Source organism: Exiguobacterium sp. BG5(2022) (assembly GCF_031844365.1).
Taxonomy (GTDB): Bacteria; Bacillota; Bacilli; order Exiguobacteriales; family Exiguobacteriaceae; genus Exiguobacterium; species Exiguobacterium profundum.
Genome location: NZ_JAUZVB010000001.1, coordinates 1,138,149 through 1,160,587, shown reverse-complemented (window position 1 = coordinate 1,160,587; position 22,439 = coordinate 1,138,149). Strand labels below are relative to the sequence as shown.

Annotated in this window: 18 protein-coding genes; 15 read left to right on the top strand and 3 right to left on the bottom strand. The window is 47.9% G+C overall.

Going from position 1 to position 22,439, the window contains the following annotated elements; all coding sequences use genetic code 11:
• Positions 1–13 precede the first annotated feature (13 nt).
• Positions 14–1,111, bottom strand: a complete 1,098-nt coding sequence (locus tag Q9R25_RS06015) for a M24 family metallopeptidase (RefSeq protein ID WP_196430906.1) — start codon at positions 1,109–1,111, stop codon at positions 14–16.
• A 165-nt stretch (positions 1,112–1,276) separates the two neighbouring features.
• Between Q9R25_RS06015 and Q9R25_RS06010 the strand changes: the two genes are divergently transcribed.
• Positions 1,277–2,587: a DRTGG domain-containing protein gene (locus Q9R25_RS06010; RefSeq protein ID WP_074036504.1), complete on the top strand. Its 1,311-nt coding sequence runs from the start codon at positions 1,277–1,279 to the stop codon at positions 2,585–2,587.
• Positions 2,588–2,628: 41 nt separating this feature from the next.
• Here Q9R25_RS06010 and Q9R25_RS06005 read toward each other — a convergent pair whose 3' ends face one another.
• On the bottom strand, positions 2,629–2,943 hold the full coding sequence (locus Q9R25_RS06005; RefSeq protein WP_074033432.1) for a YtpI family protein: 315 nt from the start codon (positions 2,941–2,943) through the stop codon (positions 2,629–2,631).
• 75 nt (positions 2,944–3,018) lie between these two features.
• Between Q9R25_RS06005 and Q9R25_RS06000 the strand changes: the two genes are divergently transcribed.
• Positions 3,019–3,987, top strand: a complete 969-nt coding sequence (locus Q9R25_RS06000; RefSeq protein WP_074036506.1) for a DHH family phosphoesterase — start codon at positions 3,019–3,021, stop codon at positions 3,985–3,987.
• A gap of 16 nt (positions 3,988–4,003) precedes the next feature.
• Here Q9R25_RS06000 and Q9R25_RS05995 read toward each other — a convergent pair whose 3' ends face one another.
• Entirely contained in the window at positions 4,004–4,195 is a 192-nt protein-coding gene (locus Q9R25_RS05995; protein ID WP_074036509.1) for a YtzJ family protein, read from the bottom strand.
• Positions 4,196–4,298: 103 nt separating this feature from the next.
• Between Q9R25_RS05995 and dnaE the strand changes: the two genes are divergently transcribed.
• The 13 genes from dnaE to polA all read left to right on the top strand — a co-directional run bounded on the left by dnaE (position 4,299) and on the right by polA (position 22,422).
• Positions 4,299–7,466, top strand: coding sequence for a DNA polymerase III subunit alpha (gene dnaE, locus Q9R25_RS05990; RefSeq protein WP_196430905.1), 3,168 nt, complete (start codon positions 4,299–4,301; stop codon positions 7,464–7,466).
• Positions 7,467–7,543: 77 nt separating this feature from the next.
• Entirely contained in the window at positions 7,544–8,098 is a 555-nt protein-coding gene (locus Q9R25_RS05985; RefSeq protein WP_196430904.1) for a FadR/GntR family transcriptional regulator, read from the top strand.
• A gap of 14 nt (positions 8,099–8,112) precedes the next feature.
• Positions 8,113–8,967, top strand: coding sequence for an acetyl-CoA carboxylase, carboxyltransferase subunit beta (gene accD / locus Q9R25_RS05980; protein WP_196431849.1), 855 nt, complete (start codon positions 8,113–8,115; stop codon positions 8,965–8,967).
• A complete protein-coding gene (locus Q9R25_RS05975) occupies positions 8,960–9,895 on the top strand; it encodes an acetyl-CoA carboxylase carboxyltransferase subunit alpha (protein ID WP_074036513.1) in 936 nt (311 codons plus the stop codon). Before accD ends, Q9R25_RS05975 begins: the two co-directional genes overlap by 8 nt.
• Before the next feature lie 160 nt (positions 9,896–10,055).
• A complete protein-coding gene (pfkA, locus tag Q9R25_RS05970; RefSeq protein ID WP_012726720.1) occupies positions 10,056–11,024 on the top strand; it encodes a 6-phosphofructokinase in 969 nt (322 codons plus the stop codon).
• A 93-nt stretch (positions 11,025–11,117) separates the two neighbouring features.
• Positions 11,118–12,860: a pyruvate kinase gene (gene pyk / locus Q9R25_RS05965; RefSeq protein ID WP_074036515.1), complete on the top strand. Its 1,743-nt coding sequence runs from the start codon at positions 11,118–11,120 to the stop codon at positions 12,858–12,860.
• 67 nt (positions 12,861–12,927) lie between these two features.
• Positions 12,928–13,392 (top strand): DUF441 domain-containing protein, encoded by a 465-nt coding sequence (locus Q9R25_RS05960; RefSeq protein WP_396136429.1) that lies wholly within the window; start codon positions 12,928–12,930, stop codon positions 13,390–13,392.
• Positions 13,393–13,576: 184 nt separating this feature from the next.
• On the top strand, positions 13,577–14,689 hold the full coding sequence (gene citZ / locus Q9R25_RS05955) for a citrate synthase (RefSeq protein WP_159562532.1): 1,113 nt from the start codon (positions 13,577–13,579) through the stop codon (positions 14,687–14,689).
• A 99-nt stretch (positions 14,690–14,788) separates the two neighbouring features.
• Positions 14,789–16,057: an NADP-dependent isocitrate dehydrogenase gene (gene icd, locus Q9R25_RS05950; RefSeq protein WP_031423152.1), complete on the top strand. Its 1,269-nt coding sequence runs from the start codon at positions 14,789–14,791 to the stop codon at positions 16,055–16,057.
• Positions 16,058–16,078: 21 nt separating this feature from the next.
• Positions 16,079–17,011: a malate dehydrogenase gene (gene mdh, locus Q9R25_RS05945; protein ID WP_214687018.1), complete on the top strand. Its 933-nt coding sequence runs from the start codon at positions 16,079–16,081 to the stop codon at positions 17,009–17,011.
• Positions 17,012–17,194: 183 nt separating this feature from the next.
• Positions 17,195–17,896 carry a response regulator transcription factor gene (locus tag Q9R25_RS05940; RefSeq protein WP_074036521.1) on the top strand — a complete coding sequence of 234 codons (702 nt, stop codon included), beginning with the start codon at positions 17,195–17,197 and terminating at the stop codon, positions 17,894–17,896.
• Positions 17,893–19,620 carry a two-component system histidine kinase PnpS gene (pnpS, locus tag Q9R25_RS05935; protein ID WP_311282904.1) on the top strand — a complete coding sequence of 576 codons (1,728 nt, stop codon included), beginning with the start codon at positions 17,893–17,895 and terminating at the stop codon, positions 19,618–19,620. Before Q9R25_RS05940 ends, pnpS begins: the two co-directional genes overlap by 4 nt.
• Positions 19,621–19,827: 207 nt before the next feature.
• Entirely contained in the window at positions 19,828–22,422 is a 2,595-nt protein-coding gene (gene polA / locus Q9R25_RS05930; RefSeq protein ID WP_311282903.1) for a DNA polymerase I, read from the top strand.
• Positions 22,423–22,439: the final 17 nt, after the last annotated feature.

Genomic DNA, 22,439 nt, shown 5'->3' with positions numbered 1-22,439 from the left:
ATCGCACTTTTTGTCATTCAATCTCTTGAAGAGTTTTCGGATAACTCGTCAATGTGATGGGACCACTTTCTGTCATGACGAGATCGTCTTCAATACGGACTCCGCCGACTCCCGGTAGATAGATACCCGGTTCGACTGTGAACGTCATCCCGACTTGGGCGGTCATGTCATTGTTCGCTGCCATCGAGGGGTGTTCGTGTACTTCGATTCCAATTCCGTGACCGATTCGATGAGTGAAGTATTCACCATATCCTGCAGACGTGATGACTTGTCGTGCCGCGATATCGATTGCGCCGAGTGTCGTACCGACGTTCGCCATCTCGATTGCGGCTTCCTCAGCCTGAAGAACCGTTTCGTAAATCTCACGTTGTTTGCGACTCGCCTCACCGAAGACAACCGTCCGTGTGATGTCTGAACAGTATCCCTGCCAGACGACACCGAGGTCGAACAAGGCAAAATCTCCTTTTTTCAAGCGGTTGTTGCCTGGGACACCGTGAGGGTCGGCACTATTCTCACCGAACAAGACGAGCGTGTCGAACGACATTTCACGGACGCCTTGCTGTTTCATGGCGTATTCAATATCCGCGATGACCTCGAGTTCTGTCACGCCTTCACGGAGGGAGCGGATCCCGGCTTCGATGGCCATATCTGCCAACTCGGCGGCCCGCTTCATGATCCGGACTTCATCCGGTGATTTGATCATACGTAACGTTTGGAGCTCGTCTGTCAAATCGATAATTGACAGACCGGCAAAACCGGCGCGAAGCTGCTCGACTCGGTTGAATGTCAAATGCTCCCCTTCGATTCCGATTCGTTCAGGAACGATTTGGTTATCGAGGAATAACTTGACGATTTTGTCCCATGGGTTTTCATGGTCCATATACGTCACGATTTCACCTGACCAGTCACTCGCTTCGACAATCCCTTTTTCAAGTGCTGGGCAGATGATGGCAGTTGTGCCGTTCTTCAAAACTAAAATGGCGATCAATCGCTCGTGCGCTTCCGCGTATACTCCCGAGAAATAGAACACGGATGCTTTCGACGTGATGAATGCTGCATCTAACCCTTTTGTCGCTAGAGATTGTGCAATTTGATTGGTGCGTTGATTCAAGTTGAATCCCTTCCCTTCTACCTCTTACGTTGACTACTTGTCTATTATAGCTGTTTCGAAAACAGAAAGGAAATGTTGCAATTTGATTGGTACAGTTTGAACTAGTTCGACTGATACAGTATACTGAATAGAGTAGAAAATGTATTGAGAGAAGGGACTCCGCGTATGACCACAAAACATGAACAGATCATAGCACATATCGAGTCACTCGATGTAGGGTCAAAAATTTCGGTCCGCCAAATCGCCAAAGAGTTGGCTGTATCAGAAGGTACGGCTTATCGGGCCATCAAAGAAGCTGAGAACCTAGGTTTCGTATCAACCATTGAACGGGTGGGGACGATTCGGATCAAGCGAAAACATAAAGAAAATATTGAAAAGCTGACATTCGCCGAAGTCGTCAATATCGTCGATGGTCAGGTGTTGGGCGGACGTAACGGTCTCCACAAGACGCTATCGAAATTTGTAATCGGTGCCATGAAGCTCGAGGCGATGATGCGATATATCGATGTCGACTCACTCGTCATCATCGGGAACCGCGAGAAAGCGCATGAACTCGTCTTACAATCAGGTGGGGCTGTGTTGATCACAGGGGGATTCGACACAACGGATGAAGTGAAACGAATGGCAGATAAGTATGATATGCCTGTCATTTCTACATCCTATGACAGTTTTACCGTCGCGACGATGATCAACCGAGCCATCTATGACCGTCTAATCAAAAAAGAGATTTTACTCGTCTCAGATATCGTCATCCCGCTCCACGATACGTTCTATCTGAAGTCAGATGACACAGTGAAACGTTGGCACGAGCTGAATGAACGGACGAAACATAATCGGTATCCCGTCATCGATGAACAGATGAAAGTGGTCGGCGTGATCACGGCAAAGGATGTCATTGATAAATCACACGACTATGATATTGAGAAGGTCATGACGAAAAGTCCGATTACAGTAGGCGTACAAACGAGTGTCACCAATGCCGCGCACCAGATGGTGTGGGAAGGGATCGAGATGTTACCTGTCGTTGATAACTACGGACGTCTGCTTGGGATTATTAGCCGCCAAGATGTGCTGAAGGCGTTGCAACTGGCGAATCGACAACCGCAAGTCGGTGAGACGTTCGATAACATGATCACGAACCAGCTGAAAGAAGATCCTGCATCGAACGGGACGGCCTTCACGGTTGAAGTGGCCCCACAGATGACGAGTCATATGGGGACCGCCTCATCTGGCGTGTTGACGACCTTGTTGGTCGAAGGGGCGACGCGAAGTCTACGTCATATGAAGAAAGGCGATCTCGTGGTTGAGAATATCACCGTCTATTTCATGAAGCCGATTCAAATTGAAAGTCAGATTCGAGTGTCGGCCCATGTCTTCGACCTCGGTCGGAAGTTCGGGAAAGTGGATGTGGAGATGACGCAAGGGACACAACTTGTCGCCAAAGCGCTCGTCACGGCACAACTCATCGATCGGTAATAAAAAGAGCACCTGCTACAGCGCGTAGCGGGTGCTCTTTTTCATGATGGCGTATTCGTCGGTTCTTCTGCGGCGAGAGGGTAAATTTTGCGGTAACGGATAAATCCGACAACAGCATTCCCTAAACCGACGACTAACATGACGATGCTGACAATCCAACCGACAGATGAATTCAGACCGAATCCCCCGACCATTTGGTTCGCAGCGAACAATGCGAGGAATAAACTTAACCAGATCAACGCTTGCGTGTTGAACAACGCTTTTCGGTTTGGCGTCTTTGTCAAAAAAGCACGGCGCTTGAAGACAAGGTACGCACCGAGCGCGAACAAAATGAGTCCAATCATGACAAGTTGCAAGTGAAGGAACCCCTTTCTATCTCGTAATCTGTTATCATCATACCATAATAGTGTGTAGGAAAGTGAGGAATCATCATGACGCAATGGCAGGAAGCGGATACAATCAAATCAGAAATTGAGGCGGCTGACACCATTTTCATTCACCGCCACGTACGACCAGACCCTGATGCGTTGGGGAGCCAGCTTGGTTTACAGCGCATTCTAAAATCGGTTCATCCGGAGAAGCAAATCTATGTGGTCGGTGGCATGGTTCCAGACCTCGAGTTTTTAGGAAAGATGGAACATGTCGAAGAAGAAATGTATCAAGACGCGCTCGTCCTTATATTAGATACGGCGAATCAAGAGCGAATCGATGGACCATTTGCGCTAAAAGGGAAGACAATCATTAAAATCGATCATCATCCCGATGAAGATCCATATGCGATGACACAGATTGTCGATACCTCGGTCAGTTCGACGTCTGAGATGATTGTGGAACTCGCGGACATTTGGAGATATCCAATCGACCAAGAGGCGGCATTTTTACTCTATGCCGGCATCGTAGGCGACACAGGACGATTCCAGTTTCGAAATGCTACGGCCCGAACGTTTGAGATTGCTTCGGCGCTGATCGCGAAAGACATCGATACGAATAAATTGTACCGACACATGTATAAGACCAACTTAGCGACTCTTCAGTTACAAGGGTACGTGTTACAGCACGTCAATGTCACAGAAGAAGGCGTCGGCTATGTGAAGATTGACAAGGACGTGCTCCGGACGTTCCATGCGTCCCCGGAAGCGGCATCGCAACTCGTCAATAGCTTCTCTGGCCTCGAAGGATTGAAATGTTGGGTCATGTTCGTGGAAAACAAAGAAGAGATTCGTGTGCGCATCCGGTCGAAAGGTCCTGTCATCAATGAAGTGGCCAAGCGATACCGTGGGGGAGGTCATCCGATGGCGGCTGGTGCCACGATTGACACATGGGATGAGATGGATGACGTGATTGCGGCTTTGAATGAAGTGGCTGGGGAATTCACGTTTGAAGAAAATGAAGAGAGCTGACCGAGGTCAGCTCTCTTCATTTGTCTCCATTTTCCTTTGGGATGAACCATGTACCTCGTTCGGTCACGTCCTCGACGACGTCGAGCTGATACTCAGTAATGTACTTACGGAGCCGGTCGATGATTTCTGGGCTGTCGGCAAACACTGTTTGACCATGCTGTAATTTTTCTAACTTATCGCGTGCAATCTGTCCCCGATTGATAATCATACGCTTTTACCCCCTTTTGTCGTGAGTTTTGTCTATAATTATTGTATCAGAGAAGTGATGAATTGAGTTTGACAATTCCATTAATATAGAAAGGAGGCCAACGATGATTCATCTGAATGTCAGAACTGCTTATAGTTTACTACAAAGTACAATCCGGTTAGAACAATATGTCTTGCAGATGACCGAACGGGGAAGTCGTTCCGTGGCGATCGCAGACGATGCGTTCTATGGGGTTCCGACATTTTTGTCATATTGCCAACGATATGAGGTGAAACCGCTAATCGGACTGAGAACGGTCCTCCGATTGGATGGGTTAGACGTATCCGTGATTGTGTATTCATCTAACGAAACGGAGCTTAAGGAACAATATCGTATCATCCAGGCGGGAGGAATTGAAGGACGGACAACGATGCCGCTGATCGTATTACCTGAAAATTGGAAAGCGAGTGATCCGGTTCACCGGCGTCGCCTTTATCATCAACTCTTGTCGTTTGTCGATGAAGAGAAGCTGTGGCTCGGACTACCGGCACCTCAGACTACGGAACAGGTACAAGTGTTGAAACAACTTCGTCTCATGCGCGAAGAGCTTGCTGTCCAATTGATTCCGGCCCCTGAAACGAGATACATGAGACCGGAAGATGTGGAAGGATTCCGAGCCATTTCTGCCATTCGCGAAGGGGACGTGATGTCGAATGAAGACGTGCGACAAAAAGGATTGCACGTTCGACTACCGAGTGAAATGAATGACTGGTTCACAACGGAAGAATTATCGGAACTGGATCGATTCGAGGCATTGATTCGGCTAGATCATCTACCACGTGCGGAAGGGGCGATTCCAGAAATTCCGGATGCCGATCAAAAGCTGAAACGACTTGTCGGTGAGCGGTTGAAGGCGATGGAACTCGTGAAAGAACCTTACATCGAGCGGGCAAAGTTTGAGCTTGAAGTCATCGCCAATACCGGATTTTCTTCCTATTTCTTGATCGTGGAAGACATCGTTCGGTTTGCTCGAGAATCTGGGATTGAAGTAGGTCCGGGGCGTGGATCGGCAGCAGGTTCACTCGTCAGTTTTGCCCTCCATATCACGGAAGTCGATCCGGTTCATTACGGGTTGTTGTTCGAACGATTCTTAAATCCAGAGCGTGTGTCGATGCCAGACATAGACCTCGATTTTGAAGATGAACGTCGTGAGGAAGTGGTTTCTTACGTACTATCAAGATACGGTCATACGCATGCCGCACAGATCGGGACACTTGCCACGTTCGGTGCGAAAGCGGCAATTCGAGACGTTGCGAGAGCGCTCGGGATGACCCTTGAGGAAGGGCAGGCTGCGAGCAAGCAAGTGAAAGCCGGAGGACTTGATGAACTGATGTCGAGCCAGAAGCAGATGAAGTGGTTTGCCGGTAGCCAAAAGCGTCAGCAGTTATTACGGATTGCCAAACAGCTAGAAGGTTTGCCGCGTCAATCCTCCGTTCACGCGGCAGGAGTGGTGCTCAGTCGTCAACCGATTGAAGAAGTGACTCCGCTCCAACCCGAACTTGAAGAACACGTGACCCAATATAATATGAAGGATTTGGAAGAGGTCGGGCTTCTGAAAATTGACTTGCTCGGATTACGAAACTTGAGTCGCTTGCGAAAGATGGAGGATTTGATTCGAGAAAGTGATGCGCTGTTCTCTCTGAAAACAATTCCGTTAAACGATGCTCGGACGTATCGATTGCTTGCGAGAGGTGAGACGGACGGAATCTTCCAATTTGAATCGACCGGGATGAAGCAAGCGCTTCGACAAGTGAAACCGACTGAGTTTGAAGATATCGTTGTCACGATGTCACTCTATCGCCCGGGACCGATGCAATTCATCGAAACGTATGCGAAGCGAAAACACGGTATGCCTTACCAACCAGTCCACCCAGACGTAGAAGACGTCATGAGACCGACATACGGTGTACTCGTCTATCAAGAACAGGTGATGAAACTTCTCCGTAAACTCGGAGGCTATTCCTATGCGGAAGCGGATTTGGTCAGACGTGCTATTGCCAAAAAGGATACCGGAACGATTGCTCGGGAACGAGAACGATTTTTGCAACAAGCAAAAGCGGGAGACCAGGACGTCTTGGCGCAAATCTTTTCATGGATTGAAAAGTTTGCCGGGTACGGATTTAACCGCTCTCACGCTGTCGCCTACAGTTTGATCAGTTACCGATTGGCTTACGTCAAAGCACATTTCCCTCGTGTCTTTCATGTGGTGACATCAGAAAAAACAACGGAACTTGTCAGACTGTTACGGAAAGATCAAATTCCGGTGTACCCACCGGACGTCTTACATGGTCACGCTGACGCGACACTTGAGGGACCGGGCGTCCGGCTCGGGTTGAAGGCGGTCCAGGGGTTGACCAAACGGGATGTGGACCGACTGATTGAACTGAACGGGCAGTTGAAAGATGTCAGAACGCTTCAAGAAGCCATGGAGTGGAAAAATAAAGACCAACTGAAATTACGTCGATTACTTGGTGCGGGCGCGCTCGACCGGATGTATCACGGTGACCGGACACATGCCTTTGAAGCAGTCGAACGTTTGCGAGAAGAAGCGGGAACACATTTTTTACCGGATGAGCTGTCTTCACTCGGACTAAAACAGAAAAAAGTGAAAGAACCGAATTGGTCTGAAGAAGAGAGGGAGGCGCTCGGGACATGGGTGGTCCACTCTCCATTGACGGCACTTCCGGATATCGGGATCGAACCGTCTACAATTGAAGAAGTCATGAATGGAACAAACGGTTATCTCGTCGTATATGTAGATGACGTACGTACGTTCATGACAAAAAAACAAGAACGGATGGGTGTTCTCATGGTGGACGATGGCATGACGCAAGACGAGGTCGTCGTGTTTCCTCGAACATTCGCGCAGTTTGGACGGTCCCTCTATGCCGGTAACATCTTGTTACTCGAGGTCCATTCGAATGAACGGGATGGTCGCAAGCAATTGATTGTCGAACGGGTTCGACCGTTACACGGGCAAGCCTTATTCATCCGGCTCACACTCGACCGCTTCCCTGAATTGGAAGATTGGATTCAACGAGCACAAGGGGATGTCCCGGTTGTATGCCGATTCACGGATTCGAAGGAAGTGAAACAACTGGCTTCAGCTTTTTCAATCAATCCGAATGAAGAGTATGTGGCGGAAGCGAAAAGACGGTTCGGGGAAGAAAATGTCGTACTGAAACGAATCGATACAAAAATGGTTGGTCCAGAAACTAGTACCAAGTCCTAAAAAGTGATATAATCGCACTAATTGGTCTGACCACTTAAGTTTGATAGGTGATCCAAAAAAGGGAGTTGAACGGTCAGATGCATGAAAAACACGCATCCTCATTTCACGGAAACATTTCAAAGATTAGAAAATTAATTGTCCAATCGTCTTTAGTTCCAGGTGATCGGCTTCCATCCGAACGAGAGCTCGCCGAAACGCTGTCCATTAGCCGCGCTTCGGTTCGCGAAGCGTTACGAGCGTTGAGCTTTTTAGGCATCGTGGAGACGAGACATGGTGGTGGTACCTTTTTGTGTGAGCAAGACCGACATCGGTACATTGAGATATTGTCGGAGTTCATTGTGACCAAACAGACGAAAGCGACCGATATTATTGAGATGCTTCGACTATTGGAGCGCATGGCGTTTTCAGAAATTGAACCGACTAAGGAACGACTGGCTCTATTAGAAACAGTGATCGAAGATGATCGAACGTTTCGCCAGCAACTCATCTTTCAGTTGAAGAATGAACTGTTCATTCGAATTTGGAGTGAGGTCAATCGCTTTTTTGACGGATTAGACGTTGGGGATTTATATACGCTCGAGGAACGGAAACGATTTGTCGAGACGTGGCGTGGAATGGGGATGCCGGAATGAACGAGGGGGAAGCGATGACTGCTTTTTTCAAGAAACCGAAACGATATATGCCATTGCGTCAACGAGAACCAAAGATTGACGCACCACAGGGATTGATGACGAAATGTCCATCTTGTAAATATATGCATTATACAAAACAGTTGAATGAGAACCACAAAGTATGTGATTGCGGCTATCATTTTCCGCTTCAGGCGCAAGAACGGATTGATATGCTTGTCGACGAAGGGTCTTTCGAACGCTTTGTGGGACCGTCTGTCAAGGCGAATCCACTCGACTTCCCTGACTATGAGGAAAAGTTGACGAAAGATCGTGAGCGGACCGGGATTGAAGAGGCCGTCGTATGTGGAAAGGCGACAATCGACGGACTACCACTCGTTGTCTGTGTGATGGATGCGAGATTCCGTATGGGGTCGATGGGTGCATACGTTGGAGAAGCGATTGCTTCGGCTGTCCGAAACGCCACATCACTCGGGCTTCCAGTCGTCTTGTTCACAGCATCAGGTGGGGCTCGGATGCAAGAAGGAATGGTCAGTTTGATGCAGATGGCCAATACGTCCATCGCTCTAAAAGAACATGACGAAGCAGGACTGCTGTACATCGCGTATTTGACTCATCCGACGACAGGTGGTGTGTCAGCGAGTTTTGCGATGCTCGGCGACTTGAACGTCGCAGAGCCGGGAGCGCTCATCGGGTTTGCAGGACGACGAATCATCGAACAGACGATTCGGGAAAAACTTCCAGAGAACTTTCAAACTGCTGAGTTTTTACTTGAGTCAGGGCAGCTGGATGCGGTCATTCATCGTGAACAGATGCGTTCGTTCTTGAAGAGGATGATTGAATTACACGATGGGGGTGTCCGTCATGTTTGACCCAATCAAAGAAGTCACTGAACAACTGAATAAATTACGGGAGACCGCTGAGACGAAAGGGATTGATTTATCCCGAGAGATTCGTCATCTCGAGTTAAAGCTCGACCGATTAGAAAAAGATATTTATGGGAATATGAAACCGTGGGATCGCGTCCAGTTGGCGCGAAACCCGAAGCGACCGACAACGCTCGATTATATCCAGCATTTATTCCCTGACTTCATGGAACTCCATGGGGACCGACATGGGTATGACGATGCGGCAATCGTATCTGGACTTGCGACGTTTGAAGGAGTGCCGGTGACGATTATCGGACATCAGCGTGGGCGAAACACGAAAGAGAACATGAAACGAAACTTTGGTATGCCGCACCCGGAGGGCTATCGAAAAGCATTGCGTTTCATGAAACAAGCCGAGAAGTTCAACCGTCCTATTTTGACATTCATTGACACGAAAGGGGCTTATCCGGGGAAAGCCGCAGAAGAGAGAGGTCAAAGTGAAGCGATTGCCCGTAACTTGTTTGAGATGGCGACGCTGAAAGTGCCGATCGTCTCCGTTGTCATTGGAGAAGGTGGTTCAGGTGGTGCGCTTGGGATTGGTGTATGCGACCGTCTATTGATGCTTGAGAATAGTACGTACTCAGTCATCTCGCCAGAAGGTGCAGCGGCACTATTGTGGAAAGACGCGAAACAAGCAGAGCGTGCGGCAGAGACGATGAAGATTACAGCACAAGATTTATTCAACCTAGGGATTGTCGATGAAGTGGTAGGAGAAGTGTACGGGGGGGCACACGTTGATGTGTCACTACAGTCGTCACTCTTGAAACCTGTCTTATTACAGCACATGAACGAGTTGCTTGCGCAATCGACTTCTGAGCTGATTCAAGGACGTGCGACCAAATATCATCAAATTGGCACAATTAATGAGTGAAAACGGTAACAATGGCTTTGAATAAAGCTTTATTCATTCATCAAGTGACTGCTTTGTGAGATACCCTATGCATTTTTTTCACATACTTGTGTTGTAAAACAAAGGTCAGACGTGGTATTTTATTTTCAGATTTCGTTAAAACACATAAGAGGTGAGCGACGTGAATTTAAAACGTATTGCGGTATTAACAAGCGGAGGAGACGCTCCTGGAATGAACGCTGCTGTCCGTGCCGTGACCCGAAAAGCAATTTTTGAAGGTCTTGAAGTGTACGGCGTGTATAACGGCTATCAAGGATTAATCGAAGGTGATTTAGTCGAATTAAATCTTGGATCAGTCGGCGACATCATTCAACGTGGAGGTACGTTCCTTCGCTCTGCGCGCTGTCCTGAATTCAGAACAGAAGAAGGTCGCGCAAAAGCAGTAGAACAGTTGAAGAAATTCAATATCGATGCCCTCGTGGTCATCGGTGGAGACGGCTCTTATCGCGGAGCTCAAAAATTGACTGAACTCGGATTCCCAACAATCGGCCTTCCGGGTACAATCGATAACGATATCCCAGGAACAGATGCGACAATCGGTTTCGACACAGCACTCAATACAGCGCTTGATGCGATCGATAAGATTCGTGATACGGCGTCATCACATGAACGTACGTATGTCATCGAGGTCATGGGTCGCGACGCTGGTGATATCGCGCTTTATTCTGGTCTCGCTGGTGGTGCTGAGTCGATTCTCGTCCCAGAACGTCCAGAGGATTTGAATGCAATCGTGGAACGAATCAATCACGGGATTGCACGCGGTAAGAAGCACTCGATCGTCATTGTTGCTGAAGGTGCGGGAAGTGCGGAAGAAATCGGCAAATTGATTGCTGAGAAGACGAACTCAGAAACACGCGTCACGATTCTCGGTCACATCCAACGTGGTGGTTCCCCAACTGCCGCTGACCGTGTCCTTGCAAGTCGTATGGGTGCATACGCTGTGGAGATCTTGCTTGAAGGGAAAGCGGGCCGCGTTGTCGGAATCCGTAACAACCAGATGATGGATCTTGATATCGATGAGGCGCTCGACAATAACAAGCACACGATTGATATGCAATTGATTGACCTCGTTAACCAATTGTCGATTTAAACGATTTTGTATGTTGCAGAGACGGGATACGGTCCAAGGCCCCCCGTTTTCTGTTTGTAAGTTGCACTATATCCCCTAGGAGGTTTTTATATTATGCGTAGAACGAAAATTGTATGTACCATTGGACCGGCTTCTGAGAAGCGTCTTCCTGAGATGATCGAAGCTGGGATGAACGTTGCCCGTCTCAACTTCTCACACGGTGACTATGAAGAGCACGGCGCTCGTATCCGTGACATCCGTGAAGCGGCGAAAGCAGCGGGTAAAGTTGTCACTGTTCTTCTCGACACAAAAGGTCCAGAGATCCGCACGCATACATTCGAAGACGGTAAGGCACTTCTTGAAAAAGGAAAAGAAGTCACAATCGTCTCAACGGAAGAAATCGTCGGAACGAAAGATCGTTTCTCTGTGACGTACGAAGGACTCTACGATGATGTGGAAGTCGGTTCACACATCATGCTCGACGACGGTCTCATCGGACTCCGTGTCGTTGAAAAGCTTGATAACCGTGATCTCCGTTGCGTCATTGAAAACGAAGGAATCATCAAGACGAAGAAAGGTGTTAACTTGCCAAACGTCAAGGTAAACCTTCCTGCCCTCACGGACAAAGACATCGCGGACATCGAGTTCGGGATCTCACAAGACATTGACGTGATTGCAGCATCATTCGTACGTCGTGCATCTGACGTAGTTGAAATTCGCCAACTTCTCGAGAAACATAACGCATCACACATCAAGATTTACCCGAAAATCGAGAACCAAGAAGGTGTCGATAACATCGAAGAAATCTTGGCAATCTCTGACGGTTTGATGGTAGCCCGTGGGGACCTCGGAATTGAAATCCCGACAGAAGAAGTGACACCAGTTCAAAAAGAACTCATCAAGAAGTGTAACGATCTCGGGAAGCCGGTCATCACAGCAACGCAAATGCTTGATTCAATGCAACGTAACCCGCGTCCGACACGTGCGGAAGCATCAGACGTAGCAAACGCAATCTTGGATGGAACAGACGCAGTCATGCTTTCTGGTGAAACAGCTGCAGGGGATTACCCAATCGAATCTGTTCAAATGCAAGCTGCAATCGCAGAGCGTACAGAACGCATGCTCGACTACAAAAACTTGTTGAAAGATCGTCAGAAGCGCAGTGAGCATACAGTGACGGATGCGATCTCTCAAGCGGTTGCGCACACGGCAATCAACTTGAACGCCAAAGCAATCTTGACACCGACACAATCAGGTTATACGGCTGCTCGTACAGCGAAGTATCGTCCTGAAGCGAACATCATCGCGGTGACAGAATCGGAGCGCGTTGCGCGTCAATTGAACCTCGTATGGGGCGTATATCCAATCGTTGCTGAAACAATGCCGAACAACACGGATGAAATGTTGGTTCAAGCATCGGAAGCGGCACGTCACGCTGGATTCGTCACTGACGGTGACCTCGTTGTCATCTCAGCTGGTATTCCTGCGGCGACAGCTGGTACGACAAACATGATGAAAGTCCACATCGTTGGTCACGCTCTCGCAGACGGGCGTGGAATCGGTGAGCGCGGTGTTGTTGGAGAAGTCGTTGTCGCGAAAAATGCGGATGAAGCAAATGCAAAAGCGAAAGACGGCATGATCCTTGTCGCACCATTCACAGATAAAGAAATGATGCCTGCGATCGAAAAAGCGGCTGGAATCATCACAGAAGACGGCGGATTGACGAGCCATGCTGGGATCGTTGGACCATCACTTCGCAAGCCAGTCATCGTAGGTGTTGATGCAGCGACAGCATCGCTTCGTGACGGTCAGATGATTTCAATCGACCCACTCACAGGTAAAATCTACAACGCATAATTGAACGACAATCGAACCGGCCTTCTACAAAGGTCGGTTCTTTTTCCGTTCGAAGAAAGGAATACGTATGAGTGCATATCTATTTTTATTGATGCTTGTCTTAATCGGTGTCATTTCAAATAACCAATCTGTCATTATCGCAAGTAGCGTCTTGTTGATCATCAAAGCAATCGGATTCGGAGACCAGTTATTTCCGACACTTGCATCGAAAGGAATCAGCTGGGGTGTGACAATCATTACGATCGCAGTTCTCGTCCCAATCGCGACCGGCGATATCGGGTTTAAAGAATTGTGGAATAGTATTAAAGGGCCGGTCGGGATTGTCGCATTTGCCTCAGGGATATTCGTTGCCATTGCTGCGGGGCAAGGTGTACAACTAATGCGTGTCGACCCGGTCGTCACCACGGCACTCCTTGCAGGTACGATTCTAGCGGTTGGATTCATGAAAGGGATTCCCGTTGGACCGCTTGTCGGAGCTGGTATCGCGGCATTGATTTTAGGTGGATATCAAGTTATTGAAAAATGGTTTTGATATTTTCTGACAACTGAAGCCGCTTACATTTCTTTTTTGCAATAAATTGTTTATACTATATAAAGGACAGGGTAAACGGAGACTGGGTGAATGCAGGGGAACAACCCGTCCCGTATCCTTATTCCCTATAAACAGACTGTTTTTACGGTCGACCACTTTATACAAGACTGAGGGGGAGTTATGAATGTCAACGACAAAAGGGTTAGAAGGTATTGTGGCAGCAGCCTCAAAAGTCAGCTCAATTATTGACGGACAATTGACTTACGGAGGATACACTATTGATGATTTAGCGGACAACGCCACATTCGAAGAAGTAGTGTTCTTATTGTGGAACGACCGCTTACCAAATGCAGAGGAATTGACAGCGCTCTCAGATGCGCTTGTAAAAGAAGCGACATTGCCTGAAGAGGTGATTGATACGTTAAGACGTGCACCGAAATCAGCCAATGCAATGGCGACGATTCGTACGGCACTTTCACAACTCGCTCTATATGATGAGGAATCTGAAGACATGAGTGACGAGGCCAACATGCGTAAAGCGATTCGTCTACAAGCACAAGTCGCTACAATCGTGACGGCATTCGCCCGTCTTCGTAAAGGGGAGCAGCCGGTCGCACCGAAACCAGGTCTTTCTTACGCTGCGAACTTCTTATACATGCTAAACGGTGAAGAGCCGAGCGATGTAGCAGAAAAGACGATTGATAAAGCGCTCATCTTACACGCAGACCACGAGTTGAATGCTTCGACATTCACTGCTCGCGTTTGTGTAGCGACGCTCTCGGATATGTACTCAGGTGTCACGGCGGCCATGGGGGCACTCAAAGGGCCACTTCACGGTGGTGCGAACGAAGCGGTAATGAAAATGTTGCACGAGATCGACTCGGTCGACCGTGTTGAAGAATATGTTCGTGGCAAATTCGAGCGCAAAGAGAAGATTATGGGCTTCGGTCACCGCGTTTACAAGGATGGCGACCCACGTGCGAAACATTTGAAAGAAATGAGCCGTCAGTTGACTGCTCAAATCGGCGAACCGAAATGGTATGAGATGTCTGAGAAAATCGACCATCTTGTCGAAACGGAAAAAGGTTTGAAACCAAATGTCGATTTCTATTCAGCTTCAACTTATTATGCGCTCGGTCTCGAAGAAGATCTATTCACACCAATCTTCGCCGTATCTCGTATGTCTGGCTGGATTGCGCACATTCTCGAGCAATATGCGGATAATCGCTTGATTCGTCCACGTGCGGAATATGTCGGTGAAACGAGCCGTAAGTATGTTCCGGTAAACGAACGTTAATTCGAGACACATTTTAGACAAAAGTTTGGTAAACTAACAAGTGACGTAGGTCGGCGCACGCGTCGACCTACAGTAATGTACTTAGGGGGATTCATTATGTTGACACAAGGACAAAAGATTACAGTTGAAAACGGTGTATTGAACGTACCAAATGTACCGACCGTACCATTCATTATCGGTGACGGAACAGGTCCTGACATTTGGAATGCGGCTGTTCGCGTATTTGACGCTGCGGTTGAAAAAGCATATGGCGGCGACAAGAAAATCGAATGGATGGAAGTATATGCTGGGGAAAAAGCATATAACGAAAAAGGCGAATGGCTCCCAACAGAGACACTTGATCAAATTCGTGAGTACTTGATTGCCATCAAAGGACCACTTACGACTCCGGTCGGTGGAGGAATTCGTTCATTGAACGTCGCACTTCGTCAAGAACTCGATTTATATACATGCCTTCGCCCAGTTCGTTACTTCACAGGTGTTCCATCACCAGTAAAACGTCCTGAAGATACAGACATGGTCATCTTCCGTGAAAATACTGAAGATATCTATGCTGGAATCGAGTACGCTTCAGGAAGCGATGAAGTGAAAAAACTCATCAAATTCTTGCAAGACGAGATGAATGTCAACAAGATCCGTTTCCCAGAAACATCAGGAATCGGAATCAAGCCAGTTTCTTCTGAAGGAACAGAACGTTTGGTTCGTGCAGCAATTGAATATGCGATTGCGAACAACCGTAAATCTTTAACGCTCGTCCACAAAGGGAACATCATGAAGTTCACAGAAGGTGCCTTCAAAAACTGGGGTTATGCACTCGCTGAAGCGGAGTACGGTGACAAAGTGTTCACATGGGCACAGTATGACCGTATCAAAGAAGAATCTGGTGAAGCAGCTGCTAACGAAGCTCAGTCGAAAGCGGAAGCTGAAGGGAAAATTATCGTCAAAGATTCAATCGCTGATATCTTCCTCCAGCAGATTTTGACACGTCCACGTGAGTTCGACGTTGTTGCGACGATGAACTTGAACGGTGACTACATCTCAGATGCCCTTGCTGCTCAAGTAGGTGGAATCGGGATTGCACCTGGTGCGAACATTAACTACATCACAGGACATGCGATTTTCGAAGCGACACATGGTACAGCTCCGAAATACGCGGGTCTTGATAAAGTAAACCCATCTTCAGTCATCCTTTCAGGTGAGATGATGCTCCGCCACATGAACTGGAACGAAGCGGCTGACCTCATCATCAACTCAATGGAGAAAACGATCGCTTCGAAAGTTGTCACATACGACTTCGCACGTCTCATGGACGGAGCGACAGAAGTGAAATGTTCAGAGTTCGCGGATGAATTGATTAAAAACATGTAAGACGACCGAGGAGGAGAGCTCATGATTCGTCGTAACAAAATTTCTGTTATTGGAAGTGGCTTCACCGGTGCAACGACTGCACTGTACTTGGCTCAACGTGAGCTAGGGGATGTCGTACTGCTCGATATGGAAGAAAAAGTAGGACCGACGAAAGGGAAAGCGCTCGACATGCAAGAAACGGCACCGATTCAAGGGTTTGATTCGTGGGTCACAGGTACGTCTGATTACGCGGACACGGCCGATTCCGATGTGGTTGTCATTACCGCGGGAATCGCGCGCAAGCCGGGGATGAGCCGGGACGACCTCGTCGCAACGAACGCAAACGTCATGCGCTCGGTTGTGAAAGAGATTGCCCGTTACTCTCCAGACGCCATCCTGATCGTATTGACGAACCCAGTAGACGCCATGACGTACGCGGCGTTCAAAGAATCAGGGTTCCCGAAAGAACGCGTCATCGGTCAATCCGGTGTATTGGATACGGCTCGCTTCCGAACGTTTGTGGCACAAGAGCTGAATGTTTCTGTCAAAGACGTATCCGGATTCGTTCTTGGAGGTCATGGAGACGAAATGGTGCCTCTCGTACGCTATTCTTACGCTGGAGGCATCCCGCTCGAAAAACTCATCCCACATGAGCGAATCGAGCAAATCGTTGAACGGACACGAAAAGGTGGCGGCGAGATTGTCCAACTACTGGGCGATGGCTCGGCGTATTATGCGCCAGCCGCTGCCATCGTGGAGATGGTCGAGGCGATTGTAAAAGATCAGCGTCGAATCTTACCGGCCATCGCATACCTTGAGGGAGAGTACGGATTCCATGATTTGTATCTTGGCGTCCCGACGATTCTTGGTAAACATGGAATTGAGCAAGTGTTAGAGCTCGACTTGACGGATGAAGAAAAAGCAGCGCTATCGAAGTCTGCGGATTCTGTCCGCTCGGTATTAAGCGTCTTATAAGTTTGAGGTGCTTCCTGTCATGTTGCAGGAGGCACCTTTTTTGCGCCTTCTCTCTTATCGAACATGCTACACTGAAAGTGGATTTGTTTTGTTTTTGTAAAGATTTGCTTTGAGGTTGGTCGTTTCAAGCATTGATTTGTAAAATAGAAAGTGACATTTGATGGTTTAAGAGGAGGAAGCAGTGTGGCTGATAAAGTAATTGTTGTCGACGATGAAGTATCGATTGCGACATTATTGAAATTTAATTTAGAACAGGCTGGCTTTGAAGTAGAGACGGCGCACGACGGCAAAACCGGATTGGAATTGGCTGAGAAAAAGGACGCCGTGCTCATCGTGCTCGACTTGATGCTGCCGGAGATGGATGGACTTGAAGTGTGCAAACGACTCCGTCAGCAAAAAGTCAATACACCGATTTTAATGCTCACGGCAAAAGATGATGAGTTTGACAAAGTATTGGGGCTCGAGCTCGGAGCGGACGATTATTTGACGAAGCCGTTCAGCCCACGTGAAGTAGTCGCGCGCGTCAAAGCGATTCTTAGACGTTCTGCCCCGCAAGAATCGGCGGTTGAAGAGGACGTCATTCAAATCGGAGATGTTAAAATCGTCACTTCAAACTACGAAGTGTTCAAGCAAGGGGAGCGCCTCGAGTTGACGCCGAAAGAATTTGAATTGTTAGCCTATTTGGCGAAAAATAAAGGACGCGTGTTGACGCGAGATCAATTATTATCGGCCATTTGGAATTATGACTTTGTGGGTGATACCCGGATTGTTGATGTCCATATCAGTCACCTTCGTGAAAAAATTGAACCGGTAACGAAGAAACCGACCTATATTAAAACGATTCGCGGTCTTGGCTATAAGATGGAGGAGCCGACTTCGGAATGAAGACGTATCGCTCTAGATTTATGACGACTCTCATTTTTCTTGTCACCGGTGTCTTGCTGACGCTCGGGATTGTCCTTGGGCAGCTCTTCAAAGACTTTTATCTGGATTCAGAACGAGATCGTCTAAAAGAAGATGCTCAATTGGCAGCCCTCTACCTCGAGGGAGGCGAATTGGACGAGATTCGTGAGTATGTCGGTCAAATTGATGACGGAAGCAGCTTTGATATTCTCCTTCTCAATAGTCGGATGGAGGTAATCGCTGGCACGCCGTTTCGCGTCGGGTCCATCGATTACAAAATTGATCCGAATATGGTCCCTGAGGAAGGGACGTTCGGTGAAGCGGATGAGGATGAGTTGATTCAATACACAAAACCGATCGAACTTGCGACGGGTGGGACAGTCTATTTAACATTCATCCGTTATGTATCGGATTTAGAAGGGGTGTACAATCGCATCTGGTTGACGATTGCCCTCGCGCTCTTCTTCTCCTTCTTCATAATTTTATTCGTGCTCCAACATTTGACGAATCAATTTATTCGACCAATCGATGAGGCGACGATTGTCTTGCGGGAACTGGCGGACGGGAATTATCGGGCCCGTGTGTATGAACTCAGAAATGATGAAGAGACCGGTAGCCTAGCAGGGTCAATCAACGTGCTTGCCCGGAATTTGGAGTCGATTTCTCTCGGGGAGTCCGTACAACGGGCGAGACTCGAATCGTTAATCGAGTATATGGGGGCGGGTCTTCTGCTCGTCGACGAGCGTGGGATCGTCACGTTGGTCAACCGTTCTTACCGTGAGATGTTCCAATACGATAATTTATCGATCGGACAGTTTTATCACGGGATTCTACCGAGTCCAGAAGTTGAAACACTGATCGAAGACGTCTATCTGACGGAGGAGGTCCATCGCCGGCAATTATCGATTCGAACGGGTTTCAATCAAAAAACGTATATGGTATCCGCGGCACCGATTTTCAGTGATACCGGGATGCTTCGCGGCACGACGTTGTTGTTCAACGATATTACAGAACTGAAGCGACTTGAGAAGATGCGGAAAGACTTCGTGGCGAACGTCAGCCATGAGTTGAAGACACCGCTCACGTCCATTCGTGGGTTTAGTGAGACGCTTCTGGATGGGGCGAAAGAAGTCCCGGAACTTCGAGACCAGTTTTTAGACATCATCCAAAAAGAAGCGACGCGGATGCAGATGCTTGTTGAGGATCTCCTTGAATTGTCGAGATTGGAGCGGGATGACTTCCAAATGGAGTTGGTGTCCGTCGACTTGAATCAACTCGTCGATGAGGTCTGCCTCCTGCTTAGTCAAAAGGCGAGCAAGAAGTCGATTCAGCTAGAAGCGAAACACGAGGGGACGGTCGTCTTGCAAGCGGACCTGAACCGAATGAAGCAAGTCATCATGAACTTGATCGCCAACGCCATCAACTATTCACCCGAAGGAAGTCGTGTCGACATCGCCGTGGAAGCAATGGCAGATTCCTATAAACTTCGCGTCAAGGACAACGGAATCGGGATCGCCGAAAAAGAAGTGAGTCGTATTTTTGAGCGTTTCTATCGTGTCGATAAGGCAAGAAGTAGGAACTCGGGTGGAACTGGCCTCGGACTCGCCATCGTGAAACACATCATCGATTTGCATCATGCCACGATCGACGTAGAGAGTGAGGAAGGCAAAGGAACGACGTTTACCATTACATTCCCTCGGGTTTAACAATGACTTTATCGTTCGTTCATATTTACTTTACAAAACCTTGCTATCCTATGAATGAGACCTCTTCATCATCTCGTGACTCGATCGGTGCTCATCTCCACACGATCGAGAATTTGGCCCTTTTCTATTCGTAGAAAAGGGTCTTTTTTTTCGAACGCATGTACCCGTATGGTATGATGGTTGAAGAGAAGAATGGAGGTCGATTGAATGAATAAACTACTAGTCCTTGATGGGAACTCCTTAACATATCGTGCGTTTTTTGCACTGCCTCCGATGTCGGATGCGTCAGGTCGGAATACGAATGCGGTGTATGGGTTTACGATGATGTTATTGAAACTAATGGAAGATGAGCAACCGACTCATTTTGCCGTGGCGTTCGATGCGTCAAAGAAAACGTTCCGTCACGATACGTTCGCGGAATACAAAGGTGGACGTCAAAAGACACCGGGAGAATTGCGTGAACAATTTCCGCTCGTGCGTGACGTTTGTCGGGCGTTTGGCATCTCTGTCTTAGAGCTTGATCAATACGAGGCGGATGATATCATCGGGACGCTCTCAAAAGACCCGACCTTTGATCAGGTGACGGTTGTGACGGGGGATAAGGATTTACTTCAATTGATCAATGAACGTGTGACGGTCTATTTGACGAAACGAGGCATCACCGACGTCGAGAAAATGACCATGACCGCGTTCAAGGAACGCTACGACGGACTACAACCGATTCAGATGATTGATCTAAAAGGATTAATGGGAGATAAATCCGACAACATCCCTGGTATTCCAGGGGTCGGGGAAAAGACGGCACTGAAGTTGATTGCCACATACGGTACCGTCGAGGCCCTTTACGAACATACGGATGAGTTGAAAGGGAAGCAAAAGGAAAAAGTAGAGGCGAATGAACAAGAAGCGAAAATGTCGAAACAGCTGGCGACCATTTACACGGATGTACCGATTGATGTGACGATGGATGAACTTCTCTTTAAGCCATATGACGCTTCGGTCGTCAAAACGTTATTTATGGATTTACAGTTCAAGTCACTCATCGGCAAACTGTCGGATACCTCTTCAGAAGAACCGGTTGAAAAAGCGGTACGACCAACAATCGCGTTGGCCGATCAAGATTTATCGCGAGCTGTGTTAATGCTTGAACAGCTGCATGATGATTATTTTGAAGAAGACGTGATTGGAGTGGCGATCGCATCGGAACGAGGTGTCACGATTGGAGATGTGACGCTTCTTGAGGACGAACGGGTCAAAGAATGGATCGAAAACGAGACGAAGACGACGATTTGTCTCGATGCGAAGCAGACAATTATTCAATTGAAACGTCACCAATTGGCACTGCGTGGGTATGAAGACCTGCTTGTCGCAGGGTATTTGCTCAACCTATCTGGTGGGACGTCTCTCAGCTCGATTGCCGCACACTTTACGTATCCTCTTGAGGAAGATGAAACGGTCTACGGAAAAGGTGCAAAAATCAAGGTGCCGGAAGAGAATGTTTTTCATGCTCATCTCGCAGAAAAGGCGTACGCCATCTATACATTGTTTGAACGCATTGTTTCGGAGTTGAAAGAGAATGAACAGACAGAACTCTATGAGGCGCTTGAAAAACCACTCGTCTCCGTATTGGCCGAGATGGAGTGGGCTGGTATCCACGTAAATGTCGAAACGCTTCAACATATGGAAACGGACCTGCGTGAACGTCTAAATGCACTTGAGGTCACGATTCATGAATTAGCCGGGGAACCGTTCAACATCAACTCACCGAAACAGTTAGGGGTCGTATTATTTGAAAAACTGTCACTCCCTCCTGTGAAAAAGACGAAAACAGGATACTCAACGGCAGCGGATGTCCTCGAAAAATTGGCACCGCTTCATCCGATCATTGAGAAAATCATGCATTATCGTGAACTTGGCAAACTTCAGTCCACGTATGTCGAAGGCTTGCAGAAAGTCGTGAAGGATGATGGCAAGATTCATACGCGTTATACACAGACGCTTACTCAAACGGGACGGCTTTCGTCGGTTAACCCGAACCTTCAAAATATTCCGATTCGATTAGAAGAAGGGCGTCGCATCCGTAAAGCGTTTACCGCGAGTGAACCGGGATGGGTACTTTATGCGGTCGATTACTCTCAAATCGAACTGCGCATCATGGCACATATGTCACAAGATGAGAAGATGATGGCAGCCTTCCTTCACGATGAGGATATTCATACGTCGACGGCGGCGAACGTGTTTAAAGTTTCCACTGAAGAAGTTACGTCACTCATGCGTCGTCAAGCAAAAGCCGTCAACTTCGGAATCATCTATGGCATCAGTGATTATGGACTCTCACAAAACCTAGGGATTGCACGGAAAGAAGCGCAGACCTTTATCGATACGTACTTTGAACAGTTCCCTGGGGTGAAGACGTTCATGGATGCCGCGATTGAACGGGCACGTGAACACGGGTTCGTCGAGACGATGTTGAAACGACGCCGGAACATCCCGGACATCCATTCTCGTAATTTCAACTTGCGTGGGTTTGCTGAACGTACCGCAATCAACACACCGATTCAAGGAACGGCAGCGGACATTATAAAAAAAGCGATGATTGATGTCGATCATGCGTTAAACACGTCAAAACTTCAATCTAAGCTGTTGTTACAAGTACACGATGAATTGATATTCGAAGGTCCGGCCGAAGAGATGGAAGCATTAGAGAAACTCGTGACCGAAGCGATGGAACATACGGTCACACTTGATGTCCCGTTACGTGCGGACGGAGCGGTTGGAACGACATGGTTTGATACGAAATAAACGGATAGAAAGGAAAT

Bases quoted from the DNA above. Each gene is read 5' to 3' on its own strand.
- Q9R25_RS06010 (WP_074036504.1), top strand. From the start codon at position 1,277: ATGACCACAAAACATGAACAGATCATAGCACATATCGAGTCACTCGAT.
- Q9R25_RS06000 (WP_074036506.1), top strand. From the start codon at position 3,019: ATGACGCAATGGCAGGAAGCGGATACAATCAAATCAGAAATTGAGGCG.
- Q9R25_RS05995 (WP_074036509.1), bottom strand. From the start codon at position 4,195: ATGATTATCAATCGGGGACAGATTGCACGCGATAAGTTAGAAAAATTA.
- dnaE (WP_196430905.1), top strand. From the start codon at position 4,299: ATGATTCATCTGAATGTCAGAACTGCTTATAGTTTACTACAAAGTACA.
- Q9R25_RS05985 (WP_196430904.1), top strand. From the start codon at position 7,544: ATGCATGAAAAACACGCATCCTCATTTCACGGAAACATTTCAAAGATT.
- accD (WP_196431849.1), top strand. From the start codon at position 8,113: ATGACTGCTTTTTTCAAGAAACCGAAACGATATATGCCATTGCGTCAA.
- Q9R25_RS05975 (WP_074036513.1), top strand. From the start codon at position 8,960: ATGTTTGACCCAATCAAAGAAGTCACTGAACAACTGAATAAATTACGG.
- pyk (WP_074036515.1), top strand. From the start codon at position 11,118: ATGCGTAGAACGAAAATTGTATGTACCATTGGACCGGCTTCTGAGAAG.
- Q9R25_RS05960 (WP_396136429.1), top strand. From the start codon at position 12,928: ATGAGTGCATATCTATTTTTATTGATGCTTGTCTTAATCGGTGTCATT.
- citZ (WP_159562532.1), top strand. From the start codon at position 13,577: ATGTCAACGACAAAAGGGTTAGAAGGTATTGTGGCAGCAGCCTCAAAA.
- mdh (WP_214687018.1), top strand. From the start codon at position 16,079: ATGATTCGTCGTAACAAAATTTCTGTTATTGGAAGTGGCTTCACCGGT.
- pnpS (WP_311282904.1), top strand. From the start codon at position 17,893: ATGAAGACGTATCGCTCTAGATTTATGACGACTCTCATTTTTCTTGTC.
- polA (WP_311282903.1), top strand. From the start codon at position 19,828: ATGAATAAACTACTAGTCCTTGATGGGAACTCCTTAACATATCGTGCG.